Origin of the sequence: Hyunsoonleella sp. 2307UL5-6 (assembly GCF_047345485.1) — a bacterium.
Classification (GTDB): Bacteria; Bacteroidota; Bacteroidia; order Flavobacteriales; family Flavobacteriaceae; genus Jejuia.
This window is the reverse complement of sequence record NZ_JBLFEN010000008.1, coordinates 123,820-148,969: the sequence shown is the minus strand read 5'-3', so window position 1 is coordinate 148,969 and position 25,150 is coordinate 123,820. Positions and strand designations below refer to the sequence as shown.

Sequence of the window (25,150 nt, the reverse complement as noted above, 5' to 3'; positions counted from 1 at the left end):
GGAAGCTAAAGGCTAAATGCCAATAGCGAACAGCTATAACTTAAGGTGGTTATAGCGATGGGGCTCACCTCTTACCATTCCGAACAGAGAAGTTAAGCCCATTAGCGCCGATGGTACTACATTTGTGGGAGAGTAGGTCGTTGCCTTTTTTGAATCCCGATTCTAATTTTAGAATTGGGATTTTTTTGGTTTATACTGAAATGTTTAATGTAAATGTTCTCGATACATTTTTTAAAAAAACCACTCAAATATACTTTCTATCTATATTTTAATTTTGTTGTTAAATGGGGTTGCGATATGATTTTTTTTAAAATTACTTAACACTTATTACCAGATAGGTTAAAAGCTTGAATTTTATTTTTGATGCTTATTTTTAACTTGTAGAATAATCAATGGTTATTTTATTGATTTTAGTAAAAGCTGTTAATAAGTATGTTTGACTCTTGTGAAGAACCTAAAATTGGCGGATAAATGCGAGAGCGATAGTAACGGCATCCTTTTTTGTGCACAGACAGGATTTAATATAATAAACTATTTATATGTTTTGATAGTTATTTAATGACATACTGAAACTACTAATGCACAAAAAAGATATAGTGGATAGCGCGGTTTTTATTTTTTATAAAAACTCGCCCAAAAAATTAGATTTAATTATAATATCTATTACTACTAGATATTATAATACGCTTTATATAAGTTTTCTTGTGTATTTAAATGATACCAATACATTCATAGTATTACTTTGAAAGTAATTAGTTAAATAATTTAAGTGTTGTTTATACTTTTAATTAGCTAAATATGGAGAAATAATGTAGAATTTAGAATAAATAAAAAACCCTTGAAAATCATAAGATAATCAAGGGCTCTTATTAAGAAGTGGTACCTCCAGGAATCGAACCAGGGACACAAGGATTTTCAGTCCTTTGCTCTACCAACTGAGCTAAGGTACCTCTCTAAAGCGGATGCAAATATATATGCATTTTTACTATTTGCCAAAATAAAATCACAAAAAAATAACTTAATTTGTAATTCAATAATTATAAAATACTTAACATATTAATTCACTTGGTTTTGTAGATTTACATTTTTACAAAATAAAATGAACTTAATAATAGATGTAGGTAATACGTTTGTAAAACTCGCTGTTTTTAAATCTGACGAATTAGTATTTAAGTCTTCTACTGAATTGGAAAACACGGTTAATGAAATAAATAAATTGAAGCTTAATTTCCCTAATATAAAAAATGCAATAGTTTCCTCTGTTGGTAGATTAAAAAAACATCAAATAGACTGTATTAAAAGTGAAATGGGTTTAATAGTGCTTACACATACTACCAAGTTACCATTCAAGAATAGTTATAGTACACCTAAAACTTTGGGTATTGATAGAATTGCACTGGCTTGCGCATCGATGTATCATTATCCCGAAAACAATGTTTTGGTAATAGATGCAGGAACATGTATAACATATGATTTTATTTCTGCTAAAAATGAATATTTGGGTGGCGCTATTTCTCCAGGGATTAGAATGCGTTACAAATCGTTACATAATTTAACCGCAAATCTTCCGTTGTTAGATACGGAAGTGCCTAAAAATATTATAGGAAATTCTACTAATAATGCCATACATTCAGGTGTTATAAATGGCGTAATAAATGAAATAGATGGTTGCATTAAAAGCTATAATACCAATTATTTGGATTTAACAGTTATTTTAACAGGAGGCGATGCTAATTTCTTGTCAGAACAATTAAAAAGTAGCATATTTGCCAATTCTAATTTTCTTTTAGAAGGATTAAACTATATTTTGAAATTTAACTCAAACTAATGATAAAAAAACTTGTAGTAGTTTTTGTTGCTATTTTTTCTGTTTCGTCTTACGCTCAAGAGGGTACAGCTTCTCCGTATTCATTCTATGGTATCGGAAGCTTGAAATTTAAAGGCACCGTAGAGAATAGAAGTATGGGTGGTTTAAGTATTATTAGAGATAGTATACATATGAATCTTAGAAATCCAGCAACATTTACTGGTTCTAACCTTTCTATGTTTAATAATGATAGTAGACCTGTAAAATATGCAATAGGCGGTAGTTATACCAGTACAAGTTTAAAGAGTAATTCTGGTACAGCTAATGTATCATCTACTACTTTTGATTATTTAGCGCTTAACTTTCCAGCAGGAAAATTTGGAATTGCTTTTGGGCTTATGCCTTACACAGCAGTAGGCTATAAACTTGAAACAGAAAATGAAGAAGGTTTTACTGAAAGTAGATTTAATGGTGAAGGCGGTTTAAATAAAGCCTTTTTAGGATTTGCATATAATATTACTGATAATTTTAGTGTGGGTATGAATGCTCAGTATAATTTTGGTAGTATCCAAAACAATGCTATAGAATTTCGTTTTGATAATGATGGAACAGCATTACTTCAACAATCTAGAGAAAATAATAGATCAGACTTGAGTGGTTTGAATTTTGATTTTGGAGTGTATTACAAGTCAAGCATATCTAAATCTTTAGAGTTAACTACAGCATTTACCTTTACGCCAGAAAGTAATTTGACATCTCAAAACCAAAGGTCAATTGCAACGATAGCAATTGGGAACTCAGGTCAAGAAATTGTTTCTAATAGTATTGAAGTAGATTTAGAGGCTCAAGATTTATCAAAAACAGATTTGGTATTACCTTCTAGATTTTCCATAGGAGCAGGTATAGGCGAACCAAGAAAATGGTTTTTTGGCGCTGAGTACGAAAGCGAACAGACACAAAATTTTGAAAATATTTTATATCAAAGCGCTACTACAAATTACGAAAATGGCTCTAGGTTTTCATTAGGTGGATTTTTTATTCCAGAATATAACTCTTTTTCAAACTACTTTAAACGTTTGGTTTATAGAGCAGGAATGCGATTTGAAAATACAGGTTTAAATATTCAAAATGAATCCATAAAAGAGTTTGGCATATCTTTTGGAGTAGGTATACCAGTTGGGGATTTTGGTTCTAACGCAAATTTAGGTTTAGAGTTAGGTAGAAGAGGCACAACAAACAACAATTTAATACAAGAGAATTTTATAAATTTTCAGATTAGTCTATCTTTAAATGATAGATGGTTTCAAAAAAGAAAATATGACTAACACGCATAATACGATTATCATGAAAACAAGAATTACATTTTTAACTTTTTTATTCACTTTTCTAATAACTGGAATAAATGGTATTAATGCTCAAAATGAAGAGCAGATGGCTAAGTTGTCTATAATGACAGAATATGCCAAAGCAAAGAATTATGAAGCGGCTTACACGCCTTTTAAAGAATTATGGGCAGAAAACCCTAAATTTAATAGAGCTATATATGTTTATGGTGAGAAAATTTTAGATTATAAGATTGATAAATCTACTGGAGATGAAAAAACAGGTTTTATTAACGACCTGATGAAACTATGGGACGATAGGGCAATACATTTTGCATCAAAAACGCCAAAGGGTGATTATGCTTCTAAAGCTTGTCAATTAATGTTTGATAATAAGTCAGTTTTAGGAAAAAGCGATCAAGAACTATATGATTGTTTTGATGCCGCTTACAATTTGGATAAAGACACATTTAAAAACCCTAAGAGTTTATATACTTATTTTTATTTAATGGTGAAGTTATATGATGCAGGAAAAAAACCAGCCAAAGATTTATTTAATAAATACGATGATGTTGTTGAGAAAATTGATGATGAAGTGCAGTTTGCTTCTGAGAAATTAAATAAACTTGTTGAAAAAGAGGAGGCAGGAACACCGTTAACATCAAAAGATCAGAAGTATAAAAAGTATTATGGGCAAGTTTTAAATGCATATGGTCAAATATCAGGAAGTATAGATTCGCAATTAGGTGGTCGTGCAAACTGTGAAAACTTAATACCATTATATTCTAAAGATTTTGATGCTCATACAACTGATGGCATTTGGTTAAGAAGAGCTGTAAGTAGAATGTATAATAAAGAATGTACAGATAATCCATTGTACGAGAAATTAGTAAAGGCTTATGATGCTGCTGCACCATCTGCAGACACAAAGTATTTTGTAGCAACTATATTACTTAAAAATGGTAAAACATCTGAGGCAGAAAGCTACCTTAAACAATCGTACGATTTAGAAACAGATACGTTTAAGAAAGGAAAATTAGCTAACAGAATTGGTTTAATTTTGAAGAAGAAGGGTAGATATGGGCAAGCTAGAAATTACTTTAGAGATGCTTTAAAGTTAAATCCATCAAATGGACGTCCGCATCTTTCTATAGCCGCCATGTACGCTTCAAGTGCTAATAGTTGTGGAGATACAAACTTTAATAAAAGAGCAGTATATTGGTATGCAGCTCAAGAAGCTAGAAAAGCATCTCGAGTAGATCCAACATTAAAGAAGGCTGCGGCCCAAAGTGCTGCTAGTTATGCTGCTAAAGCTCCTCAAAAATCAGAAATATTTACAGCAGGCAATAGTGGTCAGTCTATTAAAATTGGATGTTGGATTGGAGGCACTGTAACGGTACCTAGTATATAATGCAAATCAACATATTGAAACATATTAATATAAGCATAGTCATAACGTTAGTTATGACTATGCTTTTTTCATGTAGCAATAACAATTTAAAAAATATTCAAGATATCGATGTTTCAGAAAATGAACCTATTGGTGTTGCCGAAAATATTAATTTGAAATATACAGATTCTGGAAAAGTTAAAGCGATTTTAAAAAGTCCTAAAATGTATGACTTTAGTAATAGGCGGTTTCCTTACAATGAATTTACTGATGGTGTAAGCTTAGAACTTTTTGAGGATGGAAAAAAGAGTGTTGTAGTATCAGATTATGCTATAATTTACAGTAAAACAGATATTATAGATTTGCAAGGTAATGTAAAAGTTACAACCCATAGCAATGATACCTTGTATGCCGAACAACTCTATTACGACCAAATGAAAGACTGGTTGTTTACCAATAAACCTGTTACCTTTAGAACAGGTCAAGATTTGATTAACGGTAATGGGTTTGATTCCAATCAAAAATTTACGAATGCAGAAGTAGTAGAAACAACAGGTCTTATTACTGTTGATGAATAACTTTTATGCAGTCTACATGCTCTCAATTAGCCTTTATTTTAAGTATCTTTGATATATAATTAATTCTTAATATGAAATACGCTAAGTTCTTCCCCTATGTTTATTTAGTTTTTGGTGCATTATTTTTAGTTGATGCGATATCTAAATATACAGCTAACGGTGAAATTGCTTACCCTTCAGTTTTATTGGGTATTACTGCAATTTTCATGTTTTTCTTCCGAAGAAAATTCATGAAAAAATTTGATAAAAGAGATCAGTAAATGACACTATATATCGTTATTATAGTAGTGTCATTAATACTTTCGGCTTTTTTTTCAGGTATGGAGATTGCCTACGTCTCATCTAATAAAATTCATATAGAAATTGAGAAAAAACAAGAAGGTGTACTCGCAACTGTATTAAGACGGTTAACAGCAAAACCATCAAAATTTATTACAACAATGCTTATTGGCAACAACATAGCATTAGTAATTTATGGTTTTTTTATGGGTGATGTTTTGGTTAATTGGTTTCAATCCATGTTGCCTTCTAATTTTGCAATTGTTAACTATTTTTTAACCGATTTAAGCCTACTATCTCAAACTGTAATTTCTACATTTATAATATTATTAACTGCAGAATTTTTACCAAAAGTATTCTTTCAGATTTATGCTAATTCACTTTTAAAAGCTTTAGCTATTCCTGCATATCTATTTTATGTATTATTTACATGGATATCTAATTTTGTAATTTGGATTTCAGACTTGGTGTTAAAATATTTCTTTAAAACTGAAGGTGATAACATTCAAATGGCATTTACTAAAGTAGAACTTGGAAATTACATTAGCGAACAAATGGAATCTGTTGAAGCGCATGATGAAATAGACTCAGAAATTCAAATATTTCAAAATGCATTAGAGTTTTCAGAAGTAAAAGCACGTGAGGTTATGGTGCCTAGAACAGAAATTATTGCTGTTGATATTACCGATTCAGTAAAATCATTAAGTGCTATGTTTACTGAAACAGGCTGTACAAAAATTTTAGTTTATAAAGACACTATTGACGATATTTTAGGATATGTACATTCCTTTGAGCTTTTTAAAAAACCCAAAAATATTAAGTCAATATTGTTGCCTGTAGAATATGTTCCTGGAACAGTTTTAATTAGTGATGTTTTAAATATTTTAATTAAAAAAAGAAAGAGTATTGCAGTTGTTTTAGACGAATATGGCGGAACATCAGGTATCATGACGGTTGAAGATATTGTTGAGGAATTATTTGGAGAAATTGAAGACGAACATGATACTGTAGTTTTAAAAGAGCACAAAATTGATGAAAATACGTATCAGTTCTCAGCCAGAATGGAGGTAGATTACGTTAATGAAGCTTATAAAATAAATCTTCCAGAAGATGAAAATTATGAAACTTTAGGAGGCCTTATTGTTAATTATACAGAAGAGATTCCGCAAAAAGATGAAGTGATAACTATAGAAGCATTTCAGTTTACAATTCTTGAAGTCTCCAATACTAAAATAGATTTGGTGGAGATAAAGCTCATTGAAGAAGATTAATCTTTTTTAAATCTTACTAATCATCTTATAATTAAAGACTATTTCTACTTTCATTATTGAATAGAAAATGGTATTTTCGCGCACGATATTTTAATCAAAATAAAATTAAATAACTTTTTTTGTTGTTTTAAGTTTTATAAAACAGATTTAAATTTATCCACAATCCAACATAACAAATAGACAAAAATATTATTGACAGATGGCAGTTTTAAATAAAATTAGACAACGTTCATTATTCTTAATACTAATAATTGCATTAGCACTGTTCTCTTTTGTACTAGCAGATTTATTTAGAAATAGCGATGCGCTATCAGCAAGATCTCAAACTACAGTGGCAACTATTAATGGAAAAGATATTGATCGTGATGCATTTTTACAAAAAGTAGAAAATATGCAGCGTCGTATGGGGCCTAGTGCTACAAATACGCAAGTGATGAATAATGTTTGGAATCAAGAAGTGAGACAAGCAGTATTTGAAACGCAGTATGATAAGCTCGAAATTTCTATAGAGAAAGACCAAATGCGTGATTTATTAAAAACACCATTATCATCTAATCCAGAATTTTTAAATGAAGCTGGTTTATTTGATGAAAACAAGTTAAACGAATTTATTGCTAACTTAAAAGCTATAGCGCCTCAACCAGGATTTTTAGGAGGCCAACAAATTACATATAGCGATTGGGTAAACTATGAACAAAATTTAGCTAATAATGCACTACAACAAAATTACCTTAATTTAGTAAAAGCAGGTTTAGTAGGCACTGTAGCAGAAGGTGAATTAGAGCATAAATTAGAAGGTAATAAAGTAGATATTAAATTTGTACAAATTCCTTATACTAAAATTCCAGATAGTACTATTTCTGTATCTAAGTCTGATATTGACACCTACATAAAAAACCATAAAAACCAATTTGAAGTAGAAGCCGCTAGAGATATAAAGTATGTTGAGTTTAAGGAGATAGCTACTATTGACGATGAAAAAGCTATAGAAAACTCATTACTAGCTTTTAAAACTGGTACAGATGCTGGAAGAGAAGATGCTGTTGCGTCTTTTTCAAGCGTTAGTAATAATGCTGAGTACGTTAATTTAATTGCAGAGTCTGATATAAAATTTGATGATCGTTTTGTGTTTAAGTCAAGTTTACCAGCTAAAATTTCTGATAGTATATATAATTTAGCAGAAGGCGAAGTTTACGGACCATATAGAGATGGTGATTTCTTTAAGCTTACTAAATTAGTAGCAAGTAAAAACGTAGCAGATTCAGCTAAAGTGAGACATATTTTAATACCGTTTATTGGGTCTCAAAGTTCTGGCGGGCCAGCAACTCAAACTGAAGAAGAAGCTAAGACTACTGCTGATAGCTTATTACGCATATTAAAAAGAAATAAATCTAAATTCCCGGAATTTGTTAAAGAATTCTCTACAGATAGAGGTAGTATAGAAAACGAGGGACGTTATGATTGGCATCCTTACGGTACTATGGTGACCGAATTTAACGATTTTGAATTTAATGGTAAAGTAGGAGATATTGATGTTGTAAAAACAGTTTTTGGTTTTCATATTGTAGAAATTGAAGGACTAACTGGAAAAAAGAAGGCTGTAAAACTAGGAACAATAGCTAAGAAAATTGAGCCATCTGAAACTACAACCAATACGGTATTTAGAGATGCCTCTAATTTTGAAATTAAATCTGGAGAAGGTGATTTTGAAGAATTAGCGAAAAGTAATAACTACACTGTACGACCAGTGAATGGGATAAAAGCTTTAGATGAGAATATACCAGGAATAGGTAATCAAAGACCTATAGTACGTTGGGCGTTTGAAGAGGAAGCTGAAGTTGGTGATATTAAGCGATTTACTATCTCTGGCGGGTATGCTATTGCACAACTTGTGGCGAAACATGAAAAAGGATTAATGTCTGTTGAAGATGCATCTGCAACTGTACTTCCTAAGATACGAAAAGAACGTAAAGCTAAAATAATTAAAGATCGCGTTACAGCTTCTACTTTAGAGGATTTAGCTACCGCTGAAAATACTTCAGTTAGAACAGCATTGGCAGTTAATATGAAAAACCCAACAATTTCTGGTGCAGGTAACGAACCAATAGTTGTTGGTACAGCATTTGCCTTAGAAGAAGGAGAAACTTCAAAATTAATCGCAGGAGATAGAGGTGTTTACATGATACAAGTTACTAAAAAAACACCCGCGGTTACCTTAGATAATTATCAAGCTTTTGCTAATAGAGTAGAAACTCAAAAATCTAGCGTTGTAAATTCTAAACTATACAATGCTTTAAAAGAAGCAGCTGATATTGAAGATAACAGAGCAAAACTTCAAATACAATAATAACTAGTAAATTAAATTAAAACTAACTCAAATTAAGGCCTCAGTTCATACACTGGGGCTTTTTTTATAAAACCATATTGGTGTAAGGTATAACGATATCAAAACCCTTTTTATTAAAGTAGTCTGTGGGATCAAATTTAGAAGCTGCAAGTATAAAATCGCCACCCCAAGCACCTAAGCTTTTAATGGCACCATCAAAATCATTAAAATAAATAGATGTAGCTGTATCTTGTTTTGTTACTTCTGCAATAATATATTCGTGCCTATTCAAAAGTGTTTTAAAATCTTCTAAATCTTCACAATTTATCATTTGTGAAGTTATCTCGTTAATATTAGTAATTACAGGTTTTAAATTTTGTTTTAAAGCTTTGTAATGTGCAATGCCTGTTCTGCTATTTTGTTTTTTATTTAGATATACAAAATAGAGTTGGTCTTTAAAATTGGGATTAAACGTAGAAGAATCCACAATAACATCATTATCTGATAACTGAAATGTAATAGCAGTATCATGTTGCGCGCAAGCTATATCATAGCCACTACCACCAAAAGTTAACGCTAATAACTTATAAGCACTAACTTTTGCCAATTGTGCAACATTATTTATTAAGGTTGAAGACGTACCCAAGCCCCAATTTTTAGGAAAATCCAAACGGGTTTCAATTATAAAACCTTTTTTGTCTTTTAAAAAATTTTCATTTAATTGTTGTGCAGCACATAACACCTGTAATAATCTAGATTTAGAATTATCTGGTTTAATTTTGTTAAGCTTTGTATTTAGTATAAGTGCTATATCAAGTTCAGTCTTAAACCAAATATTGTTATTATCATCAAAACTGGTCCAGTAAATTTTTGATGTATCAATTTGTTTTGCAGTGAGTAATTGTCCTTGTTTTGTTGGTACAGCAAGTGCCATGGCACCGTCTAAAACAACATATTCACCTGTTACTAATAATTTACCGTTACTTCTAAATGTTTCCAAACTAATGTCTCAATTTTTCTAAGGCTTCAACTACTGCACTATGTGTTACTGTTTCTGTTTTAAAACGTTCAACCAAATGTTGTTTTTCAGAATTAGTAGCTTCAAACTGATTCAAAATATTCATTAAATGCATTTTCATGTGGCCTTCTTGTATGCCAGTTGTAGTTAAAGAACGTAAAGCAGCAAAATTTTGTGCTAAACCTGCAACTGCCACTATTTGCATAAGTTCTTTAGCATTTGGTTTTCCTAGCATCTCTAACGCTAATTTAACTAATGGGTGTAAACCTGTTAGACCTCCAACGGTACCAAGTGCTAATGGAATTTCTAACCAAAATTTAAATATACCATCTTTAACTTCTGCATGCGACAAACTACTATAGCTTCCATGTCTTGCAGCATACGCATGTACTCCAGCTTCTACCGCTCTAAAATCGTTACCGGTGGCCAAAACTACAGCATCAATACCGTTCATAATACCTTTATTATGTGTTACGGCTCTGTAAGGTTCTATTTCTGCAATTTTAACAGCTTCAACAAACTTTTTTGCAAATGTAGATCCAGATAGTTTAGAATTTTCAGCTAGCGCTTCAACAGGACAATTTACTTCAGCTCTAACCAAACACTCAGGTACGTAATTAGATAGAATACTCATTATAATTTCTATATGTTTTTCATCTGAAGAAAACGCATCAAAATTTAAAGCTTCATTTTTAAACGTTTTTGCAAATTGCTCTAAACAAGAATTTATAAAATTGGCTCCCATAGCATCTAAGGTTTCAAAAGATGCATGTAGTTGGTAGTACCCATCAATATCTATTGTTTTGTCTCTTAGTTCTATATCTAAAATTCCACCACCACGCTTTTCCATGTTGGCTGTAATAGGTTTAGCGTCTTTTAATAATTGTTGTTTTATGGATGTAAAATATGCTTTTAAAGTTTCAGGATTCCCGAAGTATTTAAAATGTACTTGCCCAATTTTTATAGTAGAGATCACTTCTGTTTTAAATCCGCCTCTGTCTAACCAAAATTTAGCTGCTTTACTGGCAGCAGCCACTACTGAGCTTTCTTCAATAGCCATTGGTATGGTATAGGTAATACCATTTATTAAAAAATTTGGAGCAATACCTAATGGTAAATAATAGTTGGTAATAGTATTCTCTATAAACTCATCATGCAGTTGCTGTAATTTCTCATCTGTATTCCAGTACTGAAGTAAAATAGATTTAGCATTTTTATTGTTTGGAAGGTAAGTAGATACTATCCAATCAATTTTTTCAGACTTGGAGCGTTTAGAAAATCCAAAAATTGTTTTACTCATACTAGCATACTTTTGATGAGCAAAGATACTACTCTTGTTATGAAAATATGGTAAGTAAATATATGGCGTTATTTAACTGTTAATAATTTCGTTTAATTACATAATTTTTAGTAAACTTGAAATCGGTTTATCAATTATGCTGCTTTATTAGTAAAATGTCTATAATTTGTAATATTATTTAAATAAAATAGACAGAAATGCAAGTTAAATAATCATAAAACAAGACATAAATTTACATATGAAATATTTAAAACTCTTCCTTTTTGTTCTCCTATTCGTTTCGCTTACAATACCAGCACAAACCAAGGAAATAACGTTAGAAAATATATGGAGTGGCACTTTTAGAACAGAAGGAATGGATGCATTGCATTCAATGAAAAATGGGCAAAAGTACTCAGTTTTAAATTTTGATAGAGCTACACGCTCTACATCGGTAGATATCTATGATTATGAGACCTTAAAAAAGGTAGAAACTTTAGTGTCATCATCAGATATATCTGAACTTAACTATTTTACAGATTATGCATTTAGTAATAATGAAAAAAAACTGCTTTTAGCTACAGAAAAAGAATCTATTTACAGGCGCTCCTCTTTAGCCTATTATTATGTTTATGATGTTGTAACAGGCAGTGTAGTTAAAGTTTCTGACAAAAAAATACAAGAGCCTACATTTGCTCCAGATGGTTCTAAAATTGCTTATGTGTTTAATAATAATATATATGTAAAAGATTTAAACTCTAACAATGAAACCCAAATTACTTTTGATGGAGAAAAAAATAAAATTATCAATGGAATAACAGATTGGGTGTATGAAGAAGAATTTGCCTTTGTTCGCGCTTTTGATTGGAACAAATCGGGTAATAAAATAGCTTTTTTACGATTTGATGAAACTAATGTGCCTGAATTTTCAATGGATATTTATGGTAAAGCGTTGTACCAAACTCAACAAGTATTTAAATACCCAAAAGCAGGTGAGAAAAACTCTGATGTTTCACTTCATATATATAATTTGAAAGATGATAAAACTACAGCAGTTCATGTTAATAAAACCTATGATGATTTTTATATACCAAGGATTAAATGGACTAACAGTGCAGATGTTTTAAGTGCTCAATATATGAATCGCCATCAAAACGAATTAGATGTATGGTTTATTAATGCAGAAGATAATTCGTCAAAATTGATGTTAGCAGAAAAAGACAAGGCATACATTGATGTAACAGATAATTTAACTTTTTTAGAAGACAATAGTTTTATATGGACGAGCGAAAAAGATGGCTTTAATCACATTTATCATTATTCAAAAAATGGAGATTTAAAAAATCAAGTTACAAAAGGGAATTGGGAAGTCACTAATTATTATGGTTATGATAAAAAAAAGAATACTATTTTCTACCAGTCTACCGAAAACGGGTCTATTAATCGGGATGTGTATCGAATTAAATTAAACGGTACAAGTAAAGAACGTTTAACTAAAGCAAATGGCACAAATAGCGCGTCTTTTAGTGCAGATTTCTCGTATTTTATAAATACATTTTCAAATGCTGAAACACCACCATATTATACGTTAAATAGTGCAACTTCTGGTGAACTTATTAAGCGTATAAAGGATAACGATAATTTATCTCAAAAACTTGCGGATTATACTACCTCAAAGAAAATATTTAGTACTATAAGCGTACATGGTAACGCCTTAAATATGTGGATGCTAAAACCAGCAAACTTTGATGCCACAAAAGTATATCCGCTTTTTATGACACAATATTCTGGTCCTGGATCGCAATCTGTAGCTAATAGTTGGAATAGTACCAATGATTATTGGTATCAAATGCTTGCGCAACAAGGCTATATTGTAGTTTGTGTTGATGGCAGAGGTACAGGGTTTAAAGGCGCAGCATTTAAAAAAATCACATATTTAAATTTGGTAAAATACGAAACCGAAGATCAAATTCAGGCTGCTCGTCAATTAGGAGATTTGCCATATATAGATAAAGATCGTATTGGTATTTGGGGTTGGAGTTATGGTGGACATATGTCTACCAATTGTTTACTAAAAGGAAATGATGTGTTTAAAATGGCAATAGCCGTTGCACCTGTAACCAGTTGGCGATTTTATGATACAATTTATACAGAGCGTTATATGAGAACACCGCAAGAAAACCCAAGTGGTTACGATGATAATTCTCCATTTAATTATCCAGAACTTTTAAAAGGAGATTACTTATTAGTTCATGGTTCAGGTGATGATAATGTACATGTACAACACACTATGCGAATGATTGAAGCACTTGTGCAAGCCGATAAGCAGTTTGATTGGGCTATATATCCAGACAGAAACCATGGCATATTTGGAGGTAACACCAGACTGCATCTCTACAAAAAAATGACTAGTTTTATCAACGAAAAGTTAGGTGATAAAATATAGCAAGTACATACATTGAATTAAGAAAATAATAACTTCTAACTAATTAGCATATTTATGGCAGTATCAATAAAGCAACCACACGAAAAAGAATTATTTGGACATCCAGTAGGGTTATACGTATTATTTTTCACTGAAATGTGGGAACGTTTTTCTTATTATGGAATGCGAGCTTTATTAACACTTTATTTGGTAGAAAAAACTACAGTTGATAATCCTGGGTTGGGTTGGTTGGATTCAGAGTCAATAATGCTTTATGGTTGGTATACTATGCTAGTATACGTGATGTCTATTCCAGGTGGAATGATTGCAGATAAAGTTCTAGGGCAAAAGAAAGCAGTACTATATGGTGCTTTAACCCTTGTTGCTGGTCATGGTATATTAGCATTTGATGAGATGTGGGCATTCTATACAGGTTTGGTGCTCATTGTTCTAGGTGTTGGTTTGCTTAAGCCTAACATATCTACAATGGTAGGAGGCTTATATAAACAAGGAGATATTAGAAGAGATAAGGGCTTTAGTATTTTTTACATAGGTATAAATCTTGGGTCTTTATTAGCAACTTTTATTGTTGGGTATGTAGGAGAAAAAATTGGATGGCATTATGGTTTTGGTTTAGCAGGTATTGCTATGTTATTGGGTTTAATGGTTTACTTGTATGGACAAAAATTTTTGATTACAGTTGGTAATAAACCTACAATTGAAGACAAGAAGAATGATGTTTCTATCGGTAAGTTATTAGCAGATTTATTAAAATCACCAATAAATTTAGGTATTGTAATCATAATTATAGTTTATGCAGTATTTGCTGGTTTTACTTATGAAGGAATAGATAGTTGGGGTTATACTGTATTGTATGTTTTTATAGCATTAGTAGCTGGCGTTATGATGATGATTTATAAAAATCTTGAAAATCAAGTTTCTAAAGACAGGTACTTAGTTTTATTACTATCCTTTTTAATTGTTATAGTTTTTTGGGGTGCTTTTGAGCAAGCGGGTGGTTTGATGAGCATATATACAAAAACTAATACAGATAGATTTTTATTTGGATGGGAAATACCAGCAACGTGGTTTCAAGGCTTAAATGCTGGATTTATAATAATTTTTGCAACCTTAATAGCTGCTTATTGGGCAAAGCGAAAATTAAAAGGAAAGGAGGCATCATCATTATTTAAAATGGCAATTGGTACAATTATAATGGGATTAGGATTTGTTTTTATGATTTTTGCTGCTGCAGAATTTAATTCAGAAGGAAGTTCTGCTATGCATTGGTTGGTTTTAGCTTATTTATTTCATACTATAGGGGAGTTATGTTCTTCACCAGTAGCTTTGTCATTCATAACTAAGTTAGCTCCTGTTAAATATGCTTCATTAATGATGGGTGTATATTTTGCAGCTACTGGTTTAGGTAATAAAGTTGCAGGAGTTTTAGGGGAATCTGCATCCGAATTTGGGGAATATGCAATATTCTCTGGAATAACGATATTCACCGTAATTTTTGGTTTATTAGTAATTCTGCTTCTAAAACCACTTAAGCGTTTGACACATGGAGCTGAAGATAACGAACGCATTATGCATAACGACGAAACCGAAGGTTTCGAATTAGCAGATAACTAAAATAATCTTTTATGAATACCACAAAGTACAGATTTGAAGGTTCGGAAATGAATAGTAAGTTACTCATGGGGCATCCATCAGGACTATTTGTTTTGTTTTTTACTGAAATGTGGGAGCGCTTTTCTTATTATGGCATGCGCGCCATTTTAGTACTTTTTTTAACCTCTGCATTATTAGATGGAGGTTGGGCTTGGTCTAGAGAAGACGCATTAGGCTTATATGGCACATACACTATGTTAGTATATTTTTCTCCTATTTTAGGGGGTTGGTTAGCTGATAGGTTTTTTGGATATAGAAATTCAGTAGTTTGGGGCGCATTAATTATGGCTTTAGGGCATGCTGCCATGGCTTTTGATACGCCTTGGGGTTTGTATACAGGTATTGGATTATTAGTTGCTGGTAATGGTTTGTTTAAACCTAATATGACCTCAATTATTAATGGTGTTTATGTTAATGCTCAAGATAAGAAAGATGGTGCTTTTACAATATACTACATGGGTGTTAATGCTGGTGCATTTCTAGGTATTTTGCTTTGCGGTTACATAGGCGAAACAGTGGGTTGGCATTACGGATTTGGTCTTGCAGGAATTTTTATGTTTTTTGGTACTATTCAATTTTGGTTGGCTCAAGGTATTTTTGGTAAAGTTGGTTTGTCACCATCTAAAACAGTAGCGTATGAGGACGCTATTGAAAATATTGGAGACAAAGATAAAATAACTCAAGAAAAAATACCTGCGCATGTACAAAGAGATCGGTATATCGTTGTTGGTGTTTTAGCCTTCTTTACGATATTCTTTTGGGCAGCTTTTGAGCAAGCAGGAGGCTCTATGACTATTTTTGCAAAAGATTACACAAACAGAGTACTTGAAGGAGATACTGCTAATATCTTTAGAGTTGCAAATACATTACTCACAGTAGTGCCTCTTTTAATAATTACTTACGTATTGTTCAAATTGTTTCAAATTACTTTTAAAAAATATGCACTCTCTAATGTTTTTTTAGCCCTAAGCTTTGTTATCATATGGGCTATTGTTATATGGATGTTGAAGAATCAGTTCTCTGAGGTAAAAACGGAGGTGCCTGCTTCTTGGTTTTCAATTTTAAATTCGTTTTATATAATTGCCTTTGCACCCTTATTTTCAAAACTATGGGAAAGTAAATATAACCCTTCTGCAACGGTGAAATTTGGAATAGGTTTAATCCTTTTAGGATTAGGCTTTGGTATTCTAGCCTACGGATCTGCAGCTATACCTCAAGGAGCACAAACAGCTTCAGTTAGTATGATTTTTTTAATTTTAGCATATTTACTACATACGTTAGGAGAACTTAGTTTATCTCCAGTTGGGCTATCCTACGTTTCTAAGTTAGTACCAGCATCAAAAATAGGACTGATGTTTGGGCTATGGTATATCGCTATAGGGATGGGTAATAAGGCAGCAGGATCAATGGGTGGGATGATAGATAAAATAACGGCACAGTACGATATGAGTACATTTTTTTTAATTTTCACCATAGTACCAATAGCAGCGGGCTTCATTTTAATGGCACTAACCCCTTTGCTTAAAAAACTAATGCACGGTGTGCGATAATCGAAATTAGCGTTAAATAATATTCAAAAAGCATCTGTTTAGGTGCTTTTTTTGTAAGTTCGGCACACCATTTGCAACAAATTGATTATGAAAAAAGCAATATACCTACTATTTTTAAGCGTTTTTTTAACCTTACAGGGCAATTCTCAAAACCAAGTTTGGCATACTGATATGGCTAAAGCTTCACAAATTTCCATAGAAGAAAATAAACCACTACTGATGTTCTTTACAGGTTCTGATTGGTGTGGTTGGTGTAAGAGACTCCAAAGAGAAGTATTTTTAACAGACGAATTTAAAAATTGGGCAAAAGATAATGTTGTTTTGGTAGAGCTTGATTTTCCAAGAAGAAAACAGCTAGATAAAAAAACTCAAATCCAAAATTATCAATTACAGAATCTTTTTAAAGTAAGAGGCTACCCATCAGTGATATTCGCTAAGCCAGAGAAAAAAGAAGGTAATAAAATGAATTTAAACCAAATAGGAAGTACAGGGTATGTAAAAGGCGGTACAGATAAATGGTTGCTTACAGTAAACAGTTTCCTAAAAACTAAAACATAATCAAATGAAAAATTTTATTCAAATATTAGTATTTACACTTGTTGTTTGTTTCTCAAGTGCTAATGCTCAAGAAATAAATTGGGTGTCATTAGAAGAGGCAATTAAGCTTCAAAAGAAAACACCAAAAAAAATTATGATGGATGTGTATACCGTATGGTGTGGCCCATGTAAAATGTTAGATAAAAATACGTTTCGTAATCCTGATGTAGCAGAATATGTTAACGAAAACTATTATGCTGTAAAGTTTAATGGTGAAGGGAATGATGTTGTTGACTACAAGGATAAATCATATTCAAATCCCAGTTATAATGCCTCTAAGGCAAATAAAAGAAATAGCCCTCATCAACTTGCCAGATACTTACAGATTAAAGCGTACCCTACCATTGTGTTTTTTGATGAAAATGCAGATGTAATTGCTCCTATTGCTGGATATCTAATACCAACCAAGTTAGAGTTATATCTTAAAATGTTTAAAAATAATAAACACAAGGATATAAAAACCCAAGAAGATTTTAATGCATATTACAAAACTTTTAAGGCAGAATTTAAAGATTAAAATATCAATAATTAATAATATAAGCTCCCTTTTTACTCGTTTGGTGAAAAGGGAGCTTTCTTTCTTTACAAATAAGCGCCCACCGCTCAATATAGGACTTATAATTGCTGCCATCTGCAATAATTTGTCTAGGTTGTAAAGAGTCAATTAACCTATTCAAATTAAGTTTTGGAGATTGTCTTAACACAACATAGTCTGGGTTAAAAGTTTTAATATTATAAACACCTAAGCTATCAACTATTAAAACATTTTTATCATTTAAAACATATACAGGTGCTATACTGTTTTGTAATTCACTTTTCACGTGTTTTTTTATAGTATAATCCCTAATAATGTTATTGGTTGCGCTGGTGGTACTATCAAAATTATTGGCATATTTAATTTTACTACTATTAACATGTCCAATTAAAGAAAATCTACTTTTATGGAATACAATAAATTGTTTTTCAGGTGAACTATATTCAGTATAAATGTAAACAGATTGCATAAAACAGATTGCAACTAAAACATATATTAAATTAGTATAGTTTTTTCTAAATATCCACTTAAATACACTAATAATTAATATATAAAAAGCTACTACATATAATATATTAAAAGGAATATCTTGAAATAAAAAAGCTTCTTGTTGTGATACCCATGCTACAAACTTATTCATAACACCAATAATATAGCCAAATGTTGAAGCTAGAATATGTGGAAGTAGATTTAAAATGGCAAGGGTAATAACAATAATGCCTAAACCGAGAACGAGACCTAAAAGAGGAATAATAACCAAATTTGAAAGGAAGAAAAGTCCTGGGAACTGATGAAAATAGTAAAGACTTATGGGGATGATACCAAATTGAGCAGCAATTGTTATAGTTAGTGTATGCCAATATTTATCTAAAAGCCAATTTTTGGGTTGCCATAATTTATATAATAACGGATCTATAGTTACAATAGAAAAAACAGCCAAATAACTGAGTTGAAAACCAACATCAAAAATAAATAAGGGTTTAATTAAAAGAATAATTAAAATTGAAATGGCTAGGGTGTTATAAATATTTGTCGGTCGGTTTAAATTCATGCCAATAGCTACTACACTAAACATTGTAACAGCTCTAGTAACAGAAGCCGATAAGCCTGCAATGATAGCAAAACTCCACAGGAGCAGTACTAATAGAATAGTTTTTACTAGTTTGCCATGTTTAAAACCTTCTAAAGGTTTTAATATGAAACTTAGTATGAGTAAAATAATACCAACATGTAATCCAGAAACGGCAAGTATATGTATGGCTCCTGCATTGGTATAACTGCTATAAACGTCTTCGCTAATGTCTTGGCGTTGCCCTAATAAAAGTGCATTTATTATTGCTAATTCGTCGGGTTTATAATTATAAGGTTTTAGTTTAGTATTAATATGTGCTCTAATACTATTTGCTAGCCCAAAAAGTGTAGTTTTTGTAGTGTTTTGTTTTAAAAGTAAATTAGGCTGAACAAATAATTGATGGTAAACGTACTTCTTTTTTAGATAATTTTTATAGTCAAATTGTCCAGGGTTTAAAGGATGAATTAAGTTTTTAAAATCGGTTCTAACCATATAAACATCATCAACATTTAGGCTGTTTAGAACACTGTCCTTTTCAATATTTATAAGTGATTTTCCAGATGCTTGTTTATCACCAATTTTAAAAACATCAATAATGTATTTATCATAATAATTACCAGGTTTTAAAACCTCTCGTACTCTAAATGTAATGTTGTGGAATTCATTTAAATCTTCAGAAAGATATGAAGCGTAATGATTAGAAAAATTCTTTTGATTATGAAGATTAACTGTAAGAACGCCTATAGAAATCATACCAAAAAATGAAATCAAGCCAAACCAGATATTTTTTGAGAATTGCTTTTTCCCTAAAACAAGTGTGATAAAAAGTAGTAATACGAAAAACGAAGAAACAGTTATGGTAATTGGTAACGATACATCAATAAAATAACCTAATACGATACCAAGAATAAGGCATATAGTAAGTTTTATTATTGTAAAATTAAGCAGTTTCATCAAGGCCTAATTTACTAAATTAACTATAACACCCGACGCACTTCGCTAAAAGCGGATTTCCAGTAATTATTGTTTAATGATGAAATTATCACGCCTTTTGATGATGTTGCATGAATAAAATAAATAGCATTGTTTTTTATTTCTACCACAAGCCCCACATGATTAATGGCGTTTCTTTTACTATTTCCTGTTTTAAAAAATAATAAATCACCTTTTAAAGTTTCTTTAAGCTTTATTTTTTTTCCTTTTTTAGCCATGTCTCGAGATATCCTGGGAAGATAAATTTGTTGCGCTTTAAAAGATTCAAATATTAACCCAGAGCAATCCATACCTCTCTTTGTAGTACCGCCCCATTTATATCGTGTGCCTAAAAATTGTTTAGAATAGGTAATAACTTTAGAAGAGGTTGATGTGTTTTTCTCTTTACTATCTTTAGTTTTAAAGAGTTTTGGGGTGTCTCGTTGTTCTACCTTCTGTTTTTTTGTAACTACTTTTTGTCGTTTTGAAGATTTACAATTACTAACAGCAATTATTAAAAATAGTATCAAAATATACTTTTTCATAGAAAATTAAGAGTTCAAGTCTGTGTATATTAAAGTTGCCGTTTTCTCACTAGCACCTTTACCACCAAGTTTTTGCTCTAACTCATAATAGGTATTAAACATATTTTCGCGTTCATCTTTATTTAGAATACGCTCTAATTCTATTTTAAGTCGTTTTTTGTTAAAATCATTTTGAATTAATTCTGTTACTACTTCTTTGTCCATAATTAAATTCACTAACGAAATATATTTTAGTGTTATTATGCGTTTTGCAATGTGGTATGAAATGGCGCTTCCTTTGTAACATACTACTTGTGGAACTTTAAATAAAGCAGTTTCTAGAGTAGCTGTGCCAGAAGTAACTAAAGCAGCGTGGGCTACACTAAGTAAATCGTAGGTTTTGTTTGAAATAAAACTTACGTTGTTATGTTTTATAAACGATTGGTAAAACTCAAACTCTTGACTAGGCGCACCAGCAATTACAAATTGATAGTCTGGAAAATCGTTTATCAAACTTAGCATTATCGAAAGCATTTTAGTTATTTCTTGTTTTCTGCTTCCTGGTAATAAAGCAATTATAGGCTTGCTATTAAGATTGTGGTTGTCTCTAAACTTTTTTGGGTTAACCTGAGTTCTACTTGCAATAGCATCAATAAGTGGATGACCAACAAATGCTACATCATAATCATATCTTTTGTAAAACGGTTTTACAAAAGGTAATATTACAAACATACTATCAATATCGCGTTTTATAGCCTTTACTCTACTAGCTCTAGACGCCCAAACTTGTGGGGAAATATAGTAATTGGTTTTAAAACTTTGTGCTTTTGCCCATTTCGCTATGCGTAAATTAAACCCAGAATTATCAATAAAAATAACGACATCAGGGTTAAAACGGGTAATATCATTTTTACAAAATGATATAAGTTTAAATATTTTACGAAGGTTCATTAATACTTCGGTAAAACCCATAAAAGCACGTTCTTTATAGTGTTTTACCAAATTGCCACCAGCTTCCTGCATTAAATCACCACCCCAACATCTAATATCAGCATTGGCATCAACCTGCAAAAGTGCTTTTATTAAATTAGAACCGTGTAGGTCTCCAGAGGCTTCTCCAGCAAGAATGTAATATTTCATTTATGTAGTTAAAATAATTTTATAATAAATGTAAATACGGCTATAAATACGGTAATTAATAATACACCTCTAGCGCGGTAATCTTGTTTTTTCTTTATAAAAATAAAAAAGGCTATTAGATTTAAAACAGCACCCAAACTAATAAGTTTACCTAAAAAACCTTCAGTATAAGCTGCTTTAATTACTGTTGTAAAATCATCACCATCCCCCAATAGTTGTGCTGTTATAAATAAGCCAATAGCATTTGCTATTAGGCCAACTAAAATTCCAATTCCTAGTTCTTTTTTCATTTATGTACTTTCATTATCATTAAAATCCCAAGTATTCAAGTCTTGTATAACATCATGTGCAGTAAGGTCAAACTGTGTTGGCACTATGGAAACGTAATTATTCTCTAATGCCCATTCATCAGTATCTTCTTTATTATCTAAATTTACAAACTTTCCAGTAAGCCAATAATAATCTCGTCCTTGTGGTGTTTTACGTTTGTCAAATTCTTCAACCCAATTAGCACGTGCTTGTCTACATATTTTTATGCCTTTAATTGCCGTTTCAGGAATATCAGGAATATTTACATTCAATACCACACCTTGTTTTAAACCATGTTGTAATACATATTCTGTAATAGTTTTTACAAATGTTTTACAAGCATCAAATTTAGCATGCCACGCATAATTTAATAATGAAAAACCAATTGCAGGAATGCCTTCAATACCAGCTTCAATCGCAGCACTCATGGTGCCAGAGTAGATAACATTAATTGAAGCATTTGAGCCGTGATTTATACCAGAAACACAAATATCAGGTCGTCTTCCTAAAATTTCGCGAACTGCCAATTTAACACAATCTGCTGGTGTGCCAGAGCATGTATATTCTAAATGCGTGTTATTTGGTACTTCGATTTGTTCTGCATATAACGTCGCATCTAATGTAATAGCATGACCTTTTCCGCTTTGTGGGCTATCAGGTGCTACTACTACTACATCGCCAATAGAAAGCATAACTTCAACAAGACTTCGAATACCTGGAGCGGTAATGCCATCGTCATTTGTAACTAAAATTAAAGGTTTTTTTAACATGAATAAGCTTAGTTTTAAGCATTGCTAAAATACATAATTTCTTATGTAAAGTCTTGTTTTGTTTGCTTTAACAAAAAATTATAGACATGTCCGTTCATTGGCACGGTTTTTTCAGTAATTTAGTGAATCGATAAATGAATTAAAAGGCTTTTATTCAAGATATGAAAGATATGATGAAAAAGAATTATAAGGTTTTACTATTAGTACTATTGTTGGCTTTTGCCTCATGTAGTTTTACCTCAAAAACATTTGAAGATACTGATAAAGATAAATTGCTAATACAGGTTATTACTTACGTATTACAAAATTGGCATTACGATCCTATTAAAATGAATGATAGTTTTTCAGAAGAATTATTTAATGACTATATAGAACGAGTAGATCCAGGAAAGCGCTATTTTTACAAATCGGATTATAAGGAGTTTGAGAAATATAAAAATGAAATTGACGACCAGTTAAAGGCATTTGATATAACGTTTTTTAATGTAGTGCACGAGCGTATGTTAGAGCGTATTGAAGAAACAAAAGAAATATACAAAGAGGTGTTGTCTAAACCTTTTGATTATTCTTTAGAAGAGGTTTTTGATACAGACTATGATAATATTGATTTTGTGAATAACAAAAAGGAGATGAAGGAGCGTTGGAGAAAACAACTTAAATTCTCCACATTATCAAACTATGATGATGTTTTACAGCAAGAAAAGCAAGCTAAAGAAAAAGATGTTAACTATGTAGTTAAGACTGAGGCTGAAATTGAAAAGGAGGCTAGAGAAGCAGCGTTACGATCTATTAATATTTACTTTTATGATAACCTTGACGATTTAACTCGTGAAGATTGGTTTGCAATGTATGTGAATGCGATTGTTGAAGAGTTTGATCCACATACATATTATCTAGCACCAAGAGATAAAGAAGGTTTTGATACGCAAATGTCTGGTAAATTAGAAGGTATTGGAGCGCGTTTAACAAAGAGTATGGACTACATAAAAATTGTAGAGTTAATTTCTGGTGGGCCTGCTTGGAGAAGTCAACTGTTAGAGGTTGAAGATATTATTTTAAAAGTTAAGCAAGAAGATGAAGATGTAGGTATTGATATTGTTGGGATGCGTATAAGCGATGCAGTTAAGTACATAAAAGGGCCTAAAGGCACAAAAGTAACCTTAACTATTAAAAAAGTAGATGGCACTATAGAAGACATAACCATAGTAAGAGATGTTGTTGAATTAGGTGAAACTTATGCAAAAGCCTCTGTAGTTGAAAAAGACAATAAAAAATATGGTATCATTAATTTACCGAGATTTTATGTAGACTTTAATGATTATAATAATTTGAATGCTGCCATAGATGTTCGAAAAGAAATAGAACGCCTAAAAGCAGAAGGAATGGAAGGCTTAATCTTAGATTTAAGAAATAACGGTGGTGGTTCCTTACCAGCAGTTGTTGATATGGCTGGACTATTTATTAAAGAAGGACCAGTTGTGCAGGTGCGCTCTACCGGAGCACCAAAAGAGGTGCTTAGAGATAAAGATAAATCTATAGCATGGGATGGCCCGTTGGTAATTTTAGTAAATGAATTATCTGCATCTGCTTCCGAGATTATGGCAGCAGCAATGCAAGATTATAAACGCGCTATTGTGATAGGAAGTAAACAGACTTACGGGAAAGGTACGGTTCAAAACGTATATCCTTTAAATAATATGGTAAGAAACAATGCGGATGGCGATTTAGGTGCGTTGGCATTTACCACGCAAAAATATTACAGAATTAATGGAGGATCGGTACAGTTAGAAGGAGTTAAAAGTGATGTACAAGTGCCTGGGCGTTTCAGTTTTATAGAAGTTGGTGAGAAGGAAAAAGAAAATCCATTACCATATGATGAAATTGATCCTGCAGAGTATAAAACTTGGGATAACTATTTTGATTACGACAATGCAATAAGTAAGAGTAAAGCGCGTATGAGTAATAATAATCAACTCAAACTCATTGAAGAAAATGCCAGATGGGTAAAAAATCAAATTGATGAAACTGAGTTCTCTTTAAATTATAAAGCTTATAAACAGCAAATTGAATTGAATGATGAAGAGGCTAAACGTTTTGACGGGATTTCAAATTATAAAACTAACTTAACCTTTTTACCAACAGATTTTGAAAAACAATTATTTGCTAGTGATACTACAAATCTCCAAGAAAAACGTGAGAGATGGTATAAAAGCCTAAGTAAAGATGTTTATGTTGAAGAAGCTGTAAACGTACTAGAAGATTTAAAAACTGCATACAGTATTAAAAAAGTAGCTAAAGTAAAAGATTAAGGT

20 protein-coding genes, 1 tRNA gene and 1 rRNA gene are annotated in these 25,150 nt (G+C 31.6%); 14 read left to right on the top strand and 8 right to left on the bottom strand.

Annotation, left to right across the window (positions count from 1 at the left end):
- Positions 1-41: 41 nt before the first annotated feature.
- Positions 42-149 (top strand): 5S ribosomal RNA (rrf, locus tag ACKGJY_RS14165).
- 728 nt (positions 150-877) lie between these two features.
- Here the strand turns inward: rrf and ACKGJY_RS14160 are convergent.
- Positions 878-950 (bottom strand) — tRNA-Phe (locus ACKGJY_RS14160).
- A 149-nt stretch (positions 951-1,099) separates the two neighbouring features.
- Here ACKGJY_RS14160 and ACKGJY_RS14155 point away from each other — a divergent pair.
- From ACKGJY_RS14155 to ACKGJY_RS14125, 7 genes are all read left to right on the top strand, one after another.
- Complete coding sequence (locus ACKGJY_RS14155) at positions 1,100-1,828, top strand: type III pantothenate kinase (protein WP_413974549.1); 729 nt, start codon at positions 1,100-1,102, stop codon at positions 1,826-1,828.
- On the top strand, positions 1,828-3,132 hold the full coding sequence (locus ACKGJY_RS14150; RefSeq protein ID WP_413974548.1) for a hypothetical protein: 1,305 nt from the start codon (positions 1,828-1,830) through the stop codon (positions 3,130-3,132). Before ACKGJY_RS14155 ends, ACKGJY_RS14150 begins: the two co-directional genes overlap by 1 nt.
- Positions 3,133-3,151: 19 nt before the next feature.
- The gene (locus ACKGJY_RS14145; RefSeq protein ID WP_413974547.1) at positions 3,152-4,540 is read left to right on the top strand and encodes a tetratricopeptide repeat protein; all 1,389 of its coding nucleotides are present in this window, start codon (positions 3,152-3,154) and stop codon (positions 4,538-4,540) included.
- Positions 4,540-5,097 (top strand): LPS export ABC transporter periplasmic protein LptC, encoded by a 558-nt coding sequence (gene lptC, locus ACKGJY_RS14140; RefSeq protein WP_413974546.1) that lies wholly within the window; start codon positions 4,540-4,542, stop codon positions 5,095-5,097. The genes ACKGJY_RS14145 and lptC overlap by 1 nt, the downstream gene beginning before the upstream one ends.
- Positions 5,098-5,168: 71 nt before the next feature.
- Positions 5,169-5,357: a hypothetical protein gene (locus ACKGJY_RS14135; RefSeq protein ID WP_413974545.1), complete on the top strand. Its 189-nt coding sequence runs from the start codon at positions 5,169-5,171 to the stop codon at positions 5,355-5,357.
- Positions 5,358-6,647 (top strand): hemolysin family protein, encoded by a 1,290-nt coding sequence (locus tag ACKGJY_RS14130; protein ID WP_413974544.1) that lies wholly within the window; start codon positions 5,358-5,360, stop codon positions 6,645-6,647. It abuts the gene before it with no gap.
- 199 nt (positions 6,648-6,846) lie between these two features.
- Positions 6,847-8,994, top strand: a complete 2,148-nt coding sequence (locus tag ACKGJY_RS14125) for a peptidylprolyl isomerase (protein WP_413974543.1) — start codon at positions 6,847-6,849, stop codon at positions 8,992-8,994.
- A gap of 64 nt (positions 8,995-9,058) precedes the next feature.
- Here the strand turns inward: ACKGJY_RS14125 and ACKGJY_RS14120 are convergent, their stop codons facing one another.
- The gene (locus ACKGJY_RS14120) at positions 9,059-9,973 is read right to left on the bottom strand and encodes a GYDIA family GHMP kinase (RefSeq protein ID WP_413974542.1); all 915 of its coding nucleotides are present in this window, start codon (positions 9,971-9,973) and stop codon (positions 9,059-9,061) included.
- Position 9,974: 1 nt separating this feature from the next.
- Positions 9,975-11,291 carry a hydroxymethylglutaryl-CoA reductase, degradative gene (locus ACKGJY_RS14115; protein ID WP_413974541.1) on the bottom strand — a complete coding sequence of 439 codons (1,317 nt, stop codon included), beginning with the start codon at positions 11,289-11,291 and terminating at the stop codon, positions 9,975-9,977.
- A gap of 238 nt (positions 11,292-11,529) precedes the next feature.
- Here ACKGJY_RS14115 and ACKGJY_RS14110 point away from each other — a divergent pair, with 238 nt between their 5' ends.
- From ACKGJY_RS14110 to ACKGJY_RS14090, 5 genes are all read left to right on the top strand, one after another.
- Positions 11,530-13,716 (top strand): S9 family peptidase, encoded by a 2,187-nt coding sequence (locus ACKGJY_RS14110; RefSeq protein WP_413974540.1) that lies wholly within the window; start codon positions 11,530-11,532, stop codon positions 13,714-13,716.
- Positions 13,717-13,770: 54 nt separating this feature from the next.
- On the top strand, positions 13,771-15,330 hold the full coding sequence (locus tag ACKGJY_RS14105) for a peptide MFS transporter (RefSeq protein WP_413974539.1): 1,560 nt from the start codon (positions 13,771-13,773) through the stop codon (positions 15,328-15,330).
- Between the two features lie 11 nt (positions 15,331-15,341).
- Positions 15,342-16,919, top strand: coding sequence for a peptide MFS transporter (locus tag ACKGJY_RS14100; RefSeq protein ID WP_413974538.1), 1,578 nt, complete (start codon positions 15,342-15,344; stop codon positions 16,917-16,919).
- Between the two features lie 87 nt (positions 16,920-17,006).
- Complete coding sequence (locus ACKGJY_RS14095; RefSeq protein WP_413974537.1) at positions 17,007-17,477, top strand: thioredoxin family protein; 471 nt, start codon at positions 17,007-17,009, stop codon at positions 17,475-17,477.
- A gap of 4 nt (positions 17,478-17,481) precedes the next feature.
- Positions 17,482-18,033 carry a thioredoxin family protein gene (locus ACKGJY_RS14090; RefSeq protein WP_413974536.1) on the top strand — a complete coding sequence of 184 codons (552 nt, stop codon included), beginning with the start codon at positions 17,482-17,484 and terminating at the stop codon, positions 18,031-18,033.
- A gap of 4 nt (positions 18,034-18,037) precedes the next feature.
- Here ACKGJY_RS14090 and ACKGJY_RS14085 read toward each other — a convergent pair whose 3' ends face one another.
- From ACKGJY_RS14085 to surE, 5 genes are read right to left on the bottom strand one after another with little or no spacing between them, the layout of a single operon-like run.
- On the bottom strand, positions 18,038-20,077 hold the full coding sequence (locus ACKGJY_RS14085) for a ComEC/Rec2 family competence protein (protein ID WP_413974535.1): 2,040 nt from the start codon (positions 20,075-20,077) through the stop codon (positions 18,038-18,040).
- Between the two features lie 23 nt (positions 20,078-20,100).
- Positions 20,101-20,640 (bottom strand): C40 family peptidase, encoded by a 540-nt coding sequence (locus tag ACKGJY_RS14080; protein WP_413974534.1) that lies wholly within the window; start codon positions 20,638-20,640, stop codon positions 20,101-20,103.
- A 6-nt stretch (positions 20,641-20,646) separates the two neighbouring features.
- Entirely contained in the window at positions 20,647-21,759 is a 1,113-nt protein-coding gene (lpxB, locus tag ACKGJY_RS14075) for a lipid-A-disaccharide synthase (protein WP_413974533.1), read from the bottom strand.
- 8 nt (positions 21,760-21,767) lie between these two features.
- Positions 21,768-22,049, bottom strand: a complete 282-nt coding sequence (locus ACKGJY_RS14070; protein ID WP_413974532.1) for a hypothetical protein — start codon at positions 22,047-22,049, stop codon at positions 21,768-21,770.
- Positions 22,050-22,838, bottom strand: a complete 789-nt coding sequence (gene surE / locus ACKGJY_RS14065; protein ID WP_413974531.1) for a 5'/3'-nucleotidase SurE — start codon at positions 22,836-22,838, stop codon at positions 22,050-22,052.
- 173 nt (positions 22,839-23,011) lie between these two features.
- Between surE and ACKGJY_RS14060 the strand changes: the two genes are divergently transcribed.
- On the top strand, positions 23,012-25,147 hold the full coding sequence (locus ACKGJY_RS14060; protein ID WP_413974556.1) for a carboxy terminal-processing peptidase: 2,136 nt from the start codon (positions 23,012-23,014) through the stop codon (positions 25,145-25,147).
- Positions 25,148-25,150: the final 3 nt, after the last annotated feature.

What these genes read in the sequence shown, in the direction of transcription:
- ACKGJY_RS14125 (WP_413974543.1), top strand. Translation starts at nt 6,847, where the DNA reads ATGGCAGTTTTAAATAAAATTAGACAACGTTCATTATTCTTAATACTA.
- ACKGJY_RS14155 (WP_413974549.1), top strand. Translation starts at nt 1,100, where the DNA reads ATGAACTTAATAATAGATGTAGGTAATACGTTTGTAAAACTCGCTGTT.
- lpxB (WP_413974533.1), bottom strand. Translation starts at nt 21,759, where the DNA reads ATGAAATATTACATTCTTGCTGGAGAAGCCTCTGGAGACCTACACGGT.
- ACKGJY_RS14110 (WP_413974540.1), top strand. Translation starts at nt 11,530, where the DNA reads ATGAAATATTTAAAACTCTTCCTTTTTGTTCTCCTATTCGTTTCGCTT.
- ACKGJY_RS14070 (WP_413974532.1), bottom strand. Translation starts at nt 22,049, where the DNA reads ATGAAAAAAGAACTAGGAATTGGAATTTTAGTTGGCCTAATAGCAAAT.
- ACKGJY_RS14095 (WP_413974537.1), top strand. Translation starts at nt 17,007, where the DNA reads ATGAAAAAAGCAATATACCTACTATTTTTAAGCGTTTTTTTAACCTTA.
- ACKGJY_RS14060 (WP_413974556.1), top strand. Translation starts at nt 23,012, where the DNA reads ATGAAAAAGAATTATAAGGTTTTACTATTAGTACTATTGTTGGCTTTT.
- lptC (WP_413974546.1), top strand. Translation starts at nt 4,540, where the DNA reads ATGCAAATCAACATATTGAAACATATTAATATAAGCATAGTCATAACG.
- ACKGJY_RS14085 (WP_413974535.1), bottom strand. Translation starts at nt 20,077, where the DNA reads ATGAAACTGCTTAATTTTACAATAATAAAACTTACTATATGCCTTATT.
- ACKGJY_RS14130 (WP_413974544.1), top strand. Translation starts at nt 5,358, where the DNA reads ATGACACTATATATCGTTATTATAGTAGTGTCATTAATACTTTCGGCT.
- ACKGJY_RS14115 (WP_413974541.1), bottom strand. Translation starts at nt 11,291, where the DNA reads ATGAGTAAAACAATTTTTGGATTTTCTAAACGCTCCAAGTCTGAAAAA.
- ACKGJY_RS14105 (WP_413974539.1), top strand. Translation starts at nt 13,771, where the DNA reads ATGGCAGTATCAATAAAGCAACCACACGAAAAAGAATTATTTGGACAT.
- ACKGJY_RS14145 (WP_413974547.1), top strand. Translation starts at nt 3,152, where the DNA reads ATGAAAACAAGAATTACATTTTTAACTTTTTTATTCACTTTTCTAATA.
- ACKGJY_RS14090 (WP_413974536.1), top strand. Translation starts at nt 17,482, where the DNA reads ATGAAAAATTTTATTCAAATATTAGTATTTACACTTGTTGTTTGTTTC.
- ACKGJY_RS14100 (WP_413974538.1), top strand. Translation starts at nt 15,342, where the DNA reads ATGAATACCACAAAGTACAGATTTGAAGGTTCGGAAATGAATAGTAAG.
- ACKGJY_RS14150 (WP_413974548.1), top strand. Translation starts at nt 1,828, where the DNA reads ATGATAAAAAAACTTGTAGTAGTTTTTGTTGCTATTTTTTCTGTTTCG.
- ACKGJY_RS14080 (WP_413974534.1), bottom strand. Translation starts at nt 20,640, where the DNA reads ATGAAAAAGTATATTTTGATACTATTTTTAATAATTGCTGTTAGTAAT.
- ACKGJY_RS14135 (WP_413974545.1), top strand. Translation starts at nt 5,169, where the DNA reads ATGAAATACGCTAAGTTCTTCCCCTATGTTTATTTAGTTTTTGGTGCA.
- surE (WP_413974531.1), bottom strand. Translation starts at nt 22,838, where the DNA reads ATGTTAAAAAAACCTTTAATTTTAGTTACAAATGACGATGGCATTACC.